Source organism: Clostridioides difficile ATCC 9689 = DSM 1296, assembly GCF_001077535.1.
Classification (GTDB): Bacteria; Bacillota; Clostridia; order Peptostreptococcales; family Peptostreptococcaceae; genus Clostridioides; species Clostridioides difficile.
Genome location: NZ_CP011968.1, coordinates 3036031 through 3049712 on the forward strand (window position 1 = coordinate 3036031; position 13682 = coordinate 3049712).

General features: G+C 29.6%; 10 protein-coding genes. All 10 read right to left on the minus strand.

Features of this window, described 5'->3' with window-relative positions:
- Window positions 1-41: 41 nt before the first annotated feature.
- Window positions 42-848 carry a nitrilase-related carbon-nitrogen hydrolase gene (locus tag CDIF1296T_RS14450; protein WP_009897914.1) on the minus strand — a complete coding sequence of 269 codons (807 nt, stop codon included), beginning with the start codon at window positions 846-848 and terminating at the stop codon, window positions 42-44.
- Window positions 849-861: 13 nt separating this feature from the next.
- Window positions 862-2094 (minus strand): cytosine permease, encoded by a 1233-nt coding sequence (locus CDIF1296T_RS14455; RefSeq protein ID WP_009890996.1) that lies wholly within the window; start codon window positions 2092-2094, stop codon window positions 862-864.
- A gap of 458 nt (window positions 2095-2552) precedes the next feature.
- Window positions 2553-4340, minus strand: coding sequence for an aspartate--tRNA ligase (gene aspS / locus CDIF1296T_RS14460; RefSeq protein ID WP_004454140.1), 1788 nt, complete (start codon window positions 4338-4340; stop codon window positions 2553-2555).
- 73 nt (window positions 4341-4413) lie between these two features.
- A complete protein-coding gene (gene hisS, locus CDIF1296T_RS14465) occupies window positions 4414-5676 on the minus strand; it encodes a histidine--tRNA ligase (RefSeq protein ID WP_003422928.1) in 1263 nt (420 codons plus the stop codon).
- Window positions 5666-7222, minus strand: coding sequence for a coproporphyrinogen III oxidase (locus CDIF1296T_RS14470; RefSeq protein WP_009897917.1), 1557 nt, complete (start codon window positions 7220-7222; stop codon window positions 5666-5668). The genes hisS and CDIF1296T_RS14470 overlap by 11 nt, the downstream gene beginning before the upstream one ends.
- A gap of 90 nt (window positions 7223-7312) precedes the next feature.
- On the minus strand, window positions 7313-7927 hold the full coding sequence (locus CDIF1296T_RS14475) for an MBL fold metallo-hydrolase (RefSeq protein ID WP_004454137.1): 615 nt from the start codon (window positions 7925-7927) through the stop codon (window positions 7313-7315).
- 14 nt (window positions 7928-7941) lie between these two features.
- A complete protein-coding gene (gene dtd / locus CDIF1296T_RS14480; RefSeq protein WP_003426448.1) occupies window positions 7942-8391 on the minus strand; it encodes a D-aminoacyl-tRNA deacylase in 450 nt (149 codons plus the stop codon).
- A gap of 24 nt (window positions 8392-8415) precedes the next feature.
- On the minus strand, window positions 8416-10623 hold the full coding sequence (locus CDIF1296T_RS14485; RefSeq protein WP_003422921.1) for a RelA/SpoT family protein: 2208 nt from the start codon (window positions 10621-10623) through the stop codon (window positions 8416-8418).
- Between the two features lie 73 nt (window positions 10624-10696).
- Window positions 10697-11209, minus strand: a complete 513-nt coding sequence (locus CDIF1296T_RS14490; RefSeq protein ID WP_003426450.1) for an adenine phosphoribosyltransferase — start codon at window positions 11207-11209, stop codon at window positions 10697-10699.
- 12 nt (window positions 11210-11221) lie between these two features.
- Window positions 11222-13672: a single-stranded-DNA-specific exonuclease RecJ gene (gene recJ / locus CDIF1296T_RS14495; protein ID WP_004454135.1), complete on the minus strand. Its 2451-nt coding sequence runs from the start codon at window positions 13670-13672 to the stop codon at window positions 11222-11224.
- Window positions 13673-13682: the final 10 nt, after the last annotated feature.

The following is a 13682-nucleotide window of genomic DNA, read 5'->3' on the forward strand; positions in this document are numbered from 1 at the left end:
CTTTTTATCATTTTATATTGAACTTGTATTATAGTATAGAATTATATGTTATAGCTACTTTTTCTGTCTTTCAAATAGGGGATATCTTCCCTATACTTTTTTATTTCATCTAAATCAATCTCTGATAATACATATTTTTCCCTGTATGTATCTAATTGAGTTATTACAGTACCTCTAGGATTGCATATTTTACTCTTTCCAAATAGTATTAAATTAGAGTCATTACTTACTAAATTTACACCTACTGTATATACAGTGTTCTCTAAAGCTCTTTGAGATACATTTAAATCCCACATATCTTCATCTTGTATTCTCCATGCAGATGGTATAAATATTATTTCAGAACCTTTTAATGTCAATTCTCTGGATACTTCTGGAAAACCTGCATCATAACATATCATTACACCAAATCTACCAAAATCAGCATCATATACCTCTACTTTTTCCCCTCCTTTAAAGTATACTGCTTCTAATGACCACAGATGATTTTTACAGTATTCTCCCATAATCTTACCTTTTCTATCAAATATAACTGCTGAATTATAAACATGTGTAGACCCTTTTTCTAAGGTTCCATATGGAGATATCAGGTATACATTATTTCTTTTAGCAGCTTCTGACATTGATTCCTCTATGTACTTATTATGTTCTCTTATTAATTCTAATGTTTTAACTCCACCTAAAGACTCTAAATTATATCCTGTAGCAAATAGTTCTGGTAAACAAATTATATCTGCCCCTTGTTTTCCTAAGTCATCTATCATCTCTACTGCCTTTTCTATATTTTTTTTAACATCTCCAAGTACACTGTGTTGTTGAATTATACCTATTTTCACCTTACGACCCATGTAATTGCCCCCTTTATTTATCTTTGATTCCAAAACATTTCATTAATATATAATAAATAACCATACTCACTACAATTCCATTTATCGGAGGTATTAAGAAATTTATTTTTGAACTATAATACGACGCTGCAAAACCTATTAACCAGCTTATTACTGCAATCCAATTTATTCCTTCTCTATGCTTATAAGTTCTTCCTTGTATAAAATAATACTCACACCACATAATTCCTGCTATTGCAGGAACTGCGATTCCCAAGAAAGATAAAAATGACTGAAATTTAAATATTATACCAGTAGCTGCTATTATTGTACCTATTAGACCTGCAACTAAAGTCAAAACATTTCTTTTTACATTTGGAAAAATAGTTTTTAATGCTAATCCACCAGAATAAGCATTTGATACGTTTGTTGACCAAGATGCAAGTATTAAAATAACAAACGCTACCCATCCAAAACCTAAATTAGCCAATACTTCTGTTATATCCCAAGTAGGTGCTCCCATAGACATTACACCAGCTGCAACTTGTTGGAATAATGAAATAATCCCTAGACCTAAAAAACTGATAATCCAAATATCTTTTACTCGTCTCGTATATCTTAACTGGTCAGGTGATATAATTGCACCAACTATAACAAGACCTACTACAATATTAAGACCTTCAACCATACTCATAGTTGTTTGAGGAGTATAATTATAAATAGCTTCAACTCCATAAGTAGAAAAAGCTTTAAAAACTCCCCATACCATTAATATCATAAGTGGTGGTATAACTAAGTAATTAAATTTAGCCATAGCTTTAAAACCATACAGTGCAAAAACAACCATAAATAATCCAAGTATAACTGTAACTAATGTTAGGTTTACACTTGGGAATATCTTTTGTACTGATAGTCCTGCAACCCCTGCTTGTACACCAAACCATCCAAAACTAGTTATACCAAGTAATAGAGATATAAGATACTTTCCTCCTATCTCTCCAAATGCCCCCTTAGCTAATACATACGTATTTAACCCTTCTTTGTAACCTATATAACCTTGTATCATAATAATTGCAACTAATATTAAGTTCCCTATAATTGATGTAATAATCATATTAGAAAGAGTCATTCCTAAAATTAAAGTTCCCCCAACCATTAGTTCAGATATAGCTATGTTAGAACCAAGCATATTAAACAATGGAGCTAACCATCCAACTCTTTCCTCTTTTGGAACTGGATTTAAAACTAATTCTTCTCTCTCTTGCAATATTATCCCTCCCTTTCTTTATAAAAGAATAATTTCTACTTTTTTCTACTTTTTTTTCACTATTAATAGAATTTTTCTTTATATAATTGTAATTCTATTCTACAAAAAAGTATAATATCTAGTTTGTTATCAATTTGATATAATTTAAGTTATAAATAGATAAATAGTCCAAATTTATTATTTTAATTTAATCTATTAAGTCATATATTAGACTTATTTCAAATTTGTTATATATTCTTTAATTAAAATCGTGTACTCATTACAGAAGTAGTTTCTAAAACAACCAAGTTTATGTAAAATTTTTAGACATAGTATTTTAATTATATTGGTTGAGAATACAAGTATAATTTATGAAAATATATAGAGAAAAAATATAAAATAATTCTAATAAAAAAAGTCTGAATATAAATATACTTTATATCCAGACTTTTTACATTTTAGTTTCTTGCAACTACATATTATTCATTATCTTTTATATCAACTTTTATACTTAATTCTTCTAATTGCTCATCTTCCGCCAATGTAGGAGCATTTGTCATAGGGCAAACAGCATTTTGATTTTTAGGGAATGCAATAACTTCTCTTATATTATCAGTTCCTGCAAGTAACATAACAAGTCTATCAAGACCAAAAGCTAGACCAGCATGAGGAGGAGTACCATATTTAAATGCTTCTAATAAATAACCAAACTTTTCATTAGCTCTTTCCTCTGTAAAACCAAGTGCTTTAAACATTCTTGATTGAACATCAGAATTTGATATTCTAACACTTCCTCCACCTATTTCATAACCATTCAATACAATATCATAAGCTTTCGCTCTTAAAGATGACTTATCACCTTCTTCTAACTTGTCTAAATCTTCATCCATAGGTGATGTAAATGGGTGATGCATTGCTGAGAATGTGCCTGTTTCTTCATCTTCTTCAAAAACTGGGAACTCAGTTACCCATAGTAAGTTATATACATTTTTATCCAATAGATTAAGCCTATTTGCTACTTCAAGTCTAACTTGTCCTAAAGCATCAAATACTATTGAGTTTTTATCAGCTACAAATAAAAGTAAATCTCCTACTTCAGCATTCATTCTTGTAAGTATAGCGTTCATTTCTTCTTCATTAAAGAATTTTGCTATTGGAGAAGTTACTCCTTCTTGTCCTACTTTCATCCAAGCAAGACCTTTTGCTCTATATGTCTTAGCATGTTCTTCTAGTGATGATATTTGTTTTCTAGTAAAGTCGTCAGCTTTGCCTTTTACGTTTATACCTCTAACACTTTTTCCTGGTTGTGTAGCATCAGCAAACACTTTAAATCCACAGTTACAAACAACATCAGATATATCTGTTAACTCATATCCAAATCTAGTATCTGGTTTATCTGAACCATATTTAGACATAGCTTCTGCATAAGTCATCTTAGGAAGTGGAAGTGCCAATTCTACATCTAAAACTTCTTTAAATATCGCTTCAAGCAAACCTTCAATCATACTCATAACATCTTCTTGCTCAACAAAAGACATTTCGCAGTCTATTTGTGTAAACTCTGGTTGTCTATCTGCTCTTAAGTCTTCATCTCTAAAGCATTTAACTATTTGGAAATATCTATCCATACCACTTACCATCAATAATTGTTTATATAATTGTGGTGATTGTGGTAATGCGTAAAATTTTCCTGGATTAACTCTACTTGGTACTAGATAATCTCTTGCTCCTTCTGGTGTTGGAGCTATTAAAAATGGTGTTTCTATTTCGCAAAATCTATTGTTTGATAAGTAATTTCTTGTAATATTCATTACTTTATGTCTTAATTTTAAATTTCTTTGCATAGATGGTTTTCTTAAATCTAAGTATCTATATTTTAATCTTAGTGCTTCAGAAACATCATCATCATCTTTTATATAAATAGGCGGAGTTTCTGACTTGTTTAAAAGTCTAAGTTCAGTTGCAAATATTTCTATATCACCAGTTGGCATATTAGGGTTTTTAGATTGTCTTTCGCATACTTTTCCTTTTACAGCTATTACAAATTCAGCCCCTAATTTTTCAGCTTTTTCAAAAGCTTCTTTATCTACATCTGTATCAAAAACTATTTGACATAATCCACTTGTATCTCTTAAATCAACAAATACAAGACCACCTAAATTTCTTTTTTTCTGTACCCATCCCATAAGTACAACTTCTTCATTTATGTTTTTTTCTCTCAACTCTCCACAGTAGTGAGTTCTCTTTAAACCCTTTAAAGTTTCCAAGATACTACCTCCATTTTATTTAATTTTAATGCTATATATTTATCTAATACACAAAACATCATACTTTCTTATTTTACAGCTTTTGCTTTAATTCTTCAACTAATGTACTTAATTTTACAGTAGTTTGCTCTGATGTTTTCATATTTTTTAATGTCGCAGTGTCATTTTTAAGTTCATCATCTCCAATTACTATTGTAAATTTTGAATTTATTTTATCTGAATATTTAAATTGTGCTTTAACACTTCTCTCTATATGGTCTTTATCTGCACTTATATGATTTTGTCTCAAGTCTTTTAACAATTTAAAGCTTCTTGTATTTGCTTCTTCACCTATAGTTACTATAAATATATCCGTAGATTGAGGGTTTTCTATTTCAATTCCATTACCTTCAAGTGTAAGTAAAAGTCTTTCAATTCCTAGTCCAAACCCAATTCCACTTATACCTTTTGGTCCTCCTAATTGTTCAACAAGACCATCATATCTTCCTCCACCACATACAGTACTTTGAGCTCCTATATCATTAGATATAATTTCAAAAGCAGTTTTTCTATAGTAATCTAAGCCTCTAACTATTGTTTTATCAATTACAAAGTTTATATTCATTTCCTTTAAGTATTCTTGAAGTTTATCAAAGTGAGATTTACAATCATCACACAAATGGTCTGCAATAAATGGTATATCTTTGATATTTTCTTTACATGTAGGATTTTTACAGTCTATAACCCTCATTGGATTTTTTTCTCTTCTCTCATTGCAAGTATCACACAATATATCAGCTTTTGAGTCAAGATACTCTTTTAATAAAGCATTGTATTCTTTTCTACAAACTGGACAGCCAACTGAATTTATACTCACTACCAAATCATTTAATCCAACTTCATTAAAAAATTGAACAGCTAGTGCGATTATTTCAGCATCCATTGAAGGAGTATCACTTCCAAGTGCTTCTATTCCAAATTGGTGAAATTGTCTTTGTCTACCAGCTTGTGGTCTTTCATATCTAAAACAAGGTGTCACATAAAATAATTTTGTTGGTTGAGTATCTGCATATAATTTATTTTCTATAAATGCTCTTACTACACCTGCTGTACCTTCTGGCTTTAGGGTAATTTCTCTATCACCTTTATCTTTAAAAGAATACATTTCTTTTTGAACTATATCTGTAGTATCTCCAACACTTCTCTTGAAAAGTTCTGTATGTTCAAATATAGGTGTTACCATTTCTTCATATCCATATAAAGCACATATTTCTCTAAATTTATTTTCTACATAACGCCATTTGTAAGCCTCTTTTGGAGTTATGTCTTTAGTTCCTCTAGGAGCTTTAGTCAACATTTTTATATACCTCTTCTTTCTTCCTTTTTATCATTTCATCTACTCTTTCAATGTATTGTTCAACATTTTTTACATTTTCTACTCTTTCAATTCTATCTTCATCTACATAAACAAATTTCGATATAGCACCTGCACCTAATGCATAGTTACTTTGTTTTTCTTCCATAATCTGTATATTATAAATGCACTCATATCCTTCTTTAGCATAACCTATATTTTCTAAATTTCCCAACATATGTTTTTGTCTGTACATATAATATGGATTTAATCCCATATCTTTTGCATATTTCATTGATAAATCTATCATTTTTACCATTTCTTCATATTGTGTTAGATGTTCTTTATACCTATCCATATTTATATTTAAGTTGGATGCTCTCTTTATGGCTAATGTATGAACTGTAAGGCTTTCAGGAGAAAGTTTTTTTATCTCCTCCAATGTATTCTTTACCATATTTAAATCTTCATCTATAAGACCTAAAATTATATCCATATTTATATTATCAAATCCCATTCTACGAGCCATATTAAAGCAATCTACTAAATCAGATACTCTATGCTCTCTTCCAATCTTTACTAAAGTATCATCATTCATAGTTTGAGGATTTATACTAATTCTACTAACATTGTGTTTTTTTAACACTCTTAGTTTTTGTTCTGTAATAGTGTCAGGTCTACCTGCTTCTACAGTAAATTCTTTAATTTTACTTAAATCTAATTCATTGAACAATGAATTTATAAGCAAATCCAATTCTTCCTCATCAAGTGTAGTTGGAGTTCCACCACCAATATATAGAGTTTCAACTTCTTTCTTAGTCTCCTTAATAACTTTGGCAAACCCCTTAATTTCTTCAATCAATTTATAAACATATTCTCTTTTTAAATGTCCAAATTGTTTTAATGAATTTGAAGGAAATGAACAATATACACATCTAGTTGGACAAAATGGAATACTTACATAAAGAGAAATTTTATTTTTATCTATAGGATACATAAATAATCGCTCTCTTTTAGCTATTTCAAGAGCTAAATCTATTTTCTCATCTATTATAAAATAATTATCTTTTAGAATGGTTCTTATGCTATTATCATCTAGCTTTTTATCCATTAAATTGTGGACAATTTTGACTGGTCTAATACCAGTCAAAATTCCCCATGGTACATAAGAATTAAATACTTGTTTAAGCACTAAAAACATGCTTTTTTTGATATTTTCTTTACACAGCTTTTTAAAGTTCCTCTTACTTTCACTATCTAGGCTATTAAGAAATTCTTCAATCGTTTTGCTACTATCAAATCCATCTAAAAATTCAAGATTCATATTTTTTATATTCTGTATTGACTCATACTTTAAGTTTCCATTTTCATAGTATTCAGTACTTGAGAATAATACACCATTCTCATAAATCAATCTATTTATTAAATGCTTTGACTCTATATTATTGTTAGCATTAGAGTCTTTAAACTTAAATTCACTGGTAAACAATTTTATAAGTTCTGCTACTTCATACTTATAATCATGTCCTTTTAAAAAAACATACAACATCAACTTAACTCCTTCTATTTAACAGTAGAAGAACCCCCTCACTAATATAGTTATTAAATATTTTATACTTTTTTAAATACTAATATAAAATTACATGTAAGGATTTGTCTTCTTTTCAACCCCTAGAGTACTGGTTGGTCCATGTCCAGGATATACTCTAACAGCATCTTCATATTTGCATAATTTCTTAAGTGATTTTTCCATTTGGTTAAAATCCCCACTATATAAATCAGTTCTACCAATACTTCCAGCAAACAAAGTATCTCCTGTGAACATTTCATCTTCAACTCTTATACACATACATCCTTGAGTATGTCCTGGAGTATGCAAGAAAGTCATTTTTAATTCACCAAGTTCAAGCTTGTCTTTATCATTCACATAGATATCTGCATCAAACTCTTGCGCTCCACATCTCATTGTATAACTTAGATTTTTATTTTTATCATTTAATAATTCTTTTTCATCAACATGTGCAACTACTTTAGCACCAGTTTTTTCTTTAATATCCTTAACATATCCTATATGGTCTCCATGCCCATGAGTAAGGATAATATATTCAATATTTAATTCATTTTCTTTTACAAAACTTAATGTCTCTACTAAACTTCCACCTGGGTCTATAACTGCACATTTTTTAGTCTTTTCATCACCTAATACATAAGTATTTACTCCAAAATAACTATCTACAAATTTTTTTATAATCATTAAAGTTTTCCCCCTTAAAAAGATTTACTTGAGTCTAATAGTATTGTTACTGGACCATCATTAGTTAACTCTACCATCATATGAGCTGCAAATTGACCTGTACCAACTGTCACACCTTTATCTTTTGCTTTTTTTACAAATTCTTCATAAAGGTTATTTGCAAGTTCTGGTCTAGCTGCATTACTAAATCCAGGTCTTCTTCCTTTTCTGCAATCTCCATATAAAGTAAATTGAGATACTACTAAAAGCTCTCCACCTATATCCATTAGAGATAAATTCATCTTGTCATTTTCATCTTCAAAAATTCTCAGATTCAATATTTTATCAATCATATAATCTACATCACTTGATTTATCATCATGAGTCACTCCTAACAATACTAGTAACCCCTTATTTATTTGACCTATAGTGTTTTCATCTACTGTAACTTTAGATGAAGATACTCTTTGCACTACTGCTCTCATAGTTTCCTCCCTATTATTTTAACTCTAATTTGTCATTCTATAAATACTTTCTACACCAGGAATTGCTTTTAATTTTTTCATTAGAATTTTTAATTCCTCTGTGTCATTAACCTCTACAAGTAAGTTTATACTTACAATACTATCCTTACCTTTTCTTGCATTTATTCCGTTTAAACTAAGTTTATCCATTGCAACAATATGAGTTATTTCATTAACAATTCCTCTTCTATCAATAGCTTTTATTTGAATTTCCGCTTCAAACTTACCTTTTCCTGCTGAACTCCATGAAACCTCCACCAATCTATTTTGGAAGAAATCACCATTATTGTTTGCATTTGGGCAATCAGCTCTGTGTATGGCTACTCCCCTACCCTTAGTAATATATCCTACAATTTCATCTCCTGGAAGAGGATTACAACACTTAGCAAATCTTACTAAGATATTGTCAAGCCCTTTTACTATAATTCCTTGTGATGCGTTTTTCTTTCTCTTTTTACTGTATTCTGTTTCACTTATATTGTGTTTATTTAAATCTTCTTCTTGTATCTGTTGTTCCTTTTTAGCTTTTTTAACCTCTTTTAAATATAGGTCTTTTACCTTAGATACCACTTGAGATGACATTATACCACCATAACCTACAGTGGCAATTAAGTCCTCAACACTTGGCTGATTAAATTTCTTAGCAACTAATGCCATATATTTTTCAACAAGAGGGTCTTTTTGTGGTATATCATGCTTCTTAAATTCTCTTTCTAATATTGTATTTCCACGGTCAACATTTTCTTCTCTTCTTTCCTTCTTGAAAAATTGTCTAATTCTACTTTTTGCATTTGGGGTCTTCACTATATTAAGCCAATCCCTACTTGGTCCATTAGAATTAGATGATGTAAGTACCTCGACAATATTACCATTTTGAAGCTTATAATCAATAGGAACTATTCTTCCATCAATTTTAGCTCCTACACATTTATTACCTACATTTGTATGAACCCTATAGGCAAAATCTATAGGTGTTGATTCTGCTGGTAATTCAATTACGTCTCCTTTTGGCGTAAATACATAAACTTGACTATTAAATACATCTTCTTTAAGTGCATCCATAAACTCTTGTGGGTCTTTTAAATCTTTTTCCCACTCCATCATCTGTCTCAACCATTGAAGTTTTTCTTCAACCTTTGACTCTTTGCTAGAGATACCTTCTTTATATTTCCAATGGGCTGCTATACCATTTTCAGCTATATTATGCATCTCATGAGTTCTTATTTGTATCTCTAAAGGTTCTCCATCAGGACCTACAACAGTGGTGTGTAATGATTGATACATATTGGGTTTTGGCATTGCTATATAATCTTTAAATCTTCCTGGAATAGGTCTCCATAATGTATGAACTATACCAAGTACTGCATAGCAATCCTTTACATTATCAACCAATATCCTTACTGCTGTTAAATCAAAAATCTCTTCAAAAGTCTTATGTTTTTTTTGCATCTTTCTATATATACTGTAAAAATGCTTTGGTCTACCATATACATCACATGGTATACTTAAATCTTTAAACTTATCTTTAAGAAGTTCAACAATTCCTTGAATATAATCCTCTCTTTGACTTCTCTTCATTGATACTCTACTAACTAAATCATAATACCCTTCTGGGTCCATAAATCTTAATGCTCTGTCTTCTAGTTCCCACTTTATCTTGGAAATTCCTAATCTATGAGCTATACCACCATAAATTTCAAGTGTCTCTTTTGCTTTATACTTTGCTTTTTCTGGAGGCATGTATTTTAATGTTCTCATGTTGTGCAATCTATCAGCAAGTTTTATAAGTATAACCCTTATATCCTTCGCCATTGCCAAAAACATTTTTCTTAAATTTTCAGATTGAGTTTCTTCTTTCGAACGATATTTTATTTGACCAAGTTTAGTTACTCCATCAACCAAATCCGCTACTTCTTTGCCAAATTCTTTTTTTATGTCTTCATAGGTATATTCTGTATCTTCTACAACATCATGAAGTAAACCTGCTGTTATAGTTTCAATATCTAACTCCATCTCTATTAAAATATTTGCAACTGCTAATGGATGAATAAAGTATGGTTCCCCAGATTTTCTATATTGTCCTTCATGCGCTTTTTTTGCAAGATTATAGGCTTTTTCAACCATTTCAAAATTTGCATTAGGTGCATAAACTTTTATTTTTTCAATTATTTCTTGTAATTCTTTATCATGCATATAACCACCTATTTTGTATAAAATTTTAATATATATGAAAATAGTTGGTGTTATACCAACTATTATAAAAGTACTAGTATTTTATAAGAGAATTAACATCATAGTTAGACAACTTTTCTCTCCCATTTAAGAATTTTAGCTCAATCAAAAATTGCATAGAAACTACTTCTCCACCTAATTTTTCTACAAGCTTGGCAGCGGCTTCCATAGTTCCACCAGTAGCCAATAAATCATCTACTATTGCTACTTTTTGACCCTTTTTAATTGCATCCTTATGTATCTCTAAAGTATCTGTACCATACTCTAATCCATACTCATAACTCTCAACTTCACCTGGTAACTTTCCAGGTTTTCTAATTGGAACAAATCCTACTCCTAAAGCATATGCTACAGGTGTACCCATCAAAAATCCTCTTGCTTCTGGTCCTATTACTAAATCTACATCTTTATCTTTCAATTCTTCAACTATAGAATCCACTGCATATTTAAATGCATCTCCATCTTTAAATAGAGTTGTCACATCTTTAAAATCTATGCCTGGCTTTGGGAAATCATCAATATTCCTTATAAAGTTTTTTAAATCCATGGGAAACGCCTCCTAATAACTGCTATTGTATTGTTTTTCTAAATTTTTTAGATTATTGAGTATTAAACTCTCATTTAAGTCTAATTTTTTCTGTGGTTTTGGCAATATTCTTATGAGTACAGAATTTTTTTCATAATTTAAATTAAAGTCAAGTAAATTTAATTCTCTAAATACATTTAATATCGTAAAAAACTTTAATGGAATTACATTAAAAGTTTCCCTTATATTTACCATATCCAAATCAATTTCTTTTTTTATGAGTGCTTGTTTATAAATTGTTATAAATTCATCTCTTGATGGAACTATATTACTAACTACATTCTTTAAATATAATAGGTCTGTTTTATTATAATATTTTATAATTTCACTTTCTTCTCTTTTATTCTCATATATATACGAATATTCGCCTTTATTGTATAAATAATCATAAAGAATAATATTATTATATCTTTTTAAGTCTATTTTATCAATATTAGGAGAAAATATAAGCTCTAATTTATCAGTATTTTTGCTAACATCTTCAATAATATTGTAATTTATGTTAAAATCCAAATCTATAAGTGATATATCTGACATTGCTCTATAAAATCCATTTATAGAATTAGATATTATTAGTGTATCTTTTTCAAAATAATCAAATATATTTATATCTGTATTTCCATCAAATAATTCAAAATCAGACACAGATATATTATACAGGCTTTGAGTATCTTTTGGTATTATTTTTGACATTAATTTCAATGAAAGTTTGTCATTACTTGCACTTTTAGGTCGAGCCAATCGTATATCTTTAAGTAAAAATTGTACTTTCCTATTTCCCATATAGTTATTTTCATCTAATTGGAATAGTACATCTACCTTGTCTCCTACTTTATACATTGATTTTAAATGACTCATATTAAATCCTATACATTCATAGCTTTTCTCTTTTTCTATGCTTAATTTCAGATGTTGTTGATTCTTACCTATAACTTTCAAATCTTTTAAAATATAATTTCTAACTATAAATCTAGGATTAGGATTATTTAATCCAAAGGGTTCTAACTTATGTAATTCTTCTACAAGATTTAAATTTATTACATTTTCTTGTAATTCAAACTCGACATTTACATTCTCTATCATATCATCTTCAGTTAAATTATAATCTGCAAATTTATTTATTTCATTTGCTAAAATTTCTACATTGTCTGAATCCAAGGATAACCCTGCTGCTTGTTCATGACCACCAAACTTAGTCATCAAGTCTTTGCACTTTATGAGAGCTTCAAATATATTAAATCCTTTTATTGACCTCGCTGAACCAGTAGCCTCCCCATTTTCTATACCTAAAAGAATTGTTGGTTTGTAGTATTTTTCAGTTAACTTTGATGCTACAATTCCTATTATTCCATGTTGCCAACCCTCTTTAGCTAAAACCAACACCTTGTCATCATTGTATCTGCTATTAGACTTTAGCATTTCTTCAGCTTCATGATACATCTTAGCTTCTATCATCTGTCTTTCATTATTTTTTTCTTCCAATATACTAGCTATTTCTACTGCCTCTTCTTGTGATTGAGTAGTAAATAGCTCTACTCCTAAGTAAGAATATCCCAATCGACCTGAAGCATTTATCCTAGGACCTATTGCAAAACCTATATGAGAAGAACCTATCTTATCACTTTCTACACCACAAACTTTTATAAGCTCCCTTAATCCAATATTTTTGCCTTCTTTCATTGATTTTAAACCATTTTTTACAATTATTCTATTTTCATCTATAAGTGGAACAATATCACAAATAGTTGCTAGTGTTACTATTTCCAAATAATTATACATACTAGTTTTAAATTCTTCTTTTGGAGTCAAGGCTTGAATCATTTTAAATGCTACACCACATCCACATAGTGAATCAAATGGATAATTACAATCTTCTTGTTTTGGATTTATTACTGCAAAGGCTGATGGAATTTCACTTTGACATTCATGATGGTCTGTAATTATAACATCTATGCCCAAATCATTCGCTGTATTGACCTCAGACACTGATGTAATTCCACAGTCAACACTTATAATCAAGTCACATCCCCTAGAGCTTATAAGCTTAATAGCATCTTCATTTATACCATACCCTTCTTCTAATCTATTAGGAATATAGTAATCAACATTGTAACCTATACTCTTAAAATATAAGCACAAGATAGATGTAGATGATACACCATCAACATCATAATCTCCGTAAATCCAAATTTTTTCGTTCTTCTCAACTGCTAACTTTATTCTATCAACAGCTTTTTGCATATCTTTCATTAAAAAAGGGTCTCTTAAATAATCTAAAGATGGATTCATAAATATTTCTGAATCTTTTTCAGTACATATCCCTCTATTTTTTAAAATTTGGCAGATTTCCGGGGAAATATTAAGTTTTTTGCTAAATTCACTTTCCTCTATCTTACCTTTATACTTCAATATCCATTTTTTCAAATTTAATTCC

What these genes read in the sequence shown, in the direction of transcription:
- CDIF1296T_RS14450 (WP_009897914.1), bottom strand. Translation starts at nt 848, where the DNA reads ATGGGTCGTAAGGTGAAAATAGGTATAATTCAACAACACAGTGTACTT.
- hisS (WP_003422928.1), bottom strand. Translation starts at nt 5,676, where the DNA reads ATGTTGACTAAAGCTCCTAGAGGAACTAAAGACATAACTCCAAAAGAG.
- CDIF1296T_RS14470 (WP_009897917.1), bottom strand. Translation starts at nt 7,222, where the DNA reads ATGTTGTATGTTTTTTTAAAAGGACATGATTATAAGTATGAAGTAGCA.
- CDIF1296T_RS14475 (WP_004454137.1), bottom strand. Translation starts at nt 7,927, where the DNA reads ATGATTATAAAAAAATTTGTAGATAGTTATTTTGGAGTAAATACTTAT.
- dtd (WP_003426448.1), bottom strand. Translation starts at nt 8,391, where the DNA reads ATGAGAGCAGTAGTGCAAAGAGTATCTTCATCTAAAGTTACAGTAGAT.
- CDIF1296T_RS14485 (WP_003422921.1), bottom strand. Translation starts at nt 10,623, where the DNA reads ATGCATGATAAAGAATTACAAGAAATAATTGAAAAAATAAAAGTTTAT.
- CDIF1296T_RS14490 (WP_003426450.1), bottom strand. Translation starts at nt 11,209, where the DNA reads ATGGATTTAAAAAACTTTATAAGGAATATTGATGATTTCCCAAAGCCA.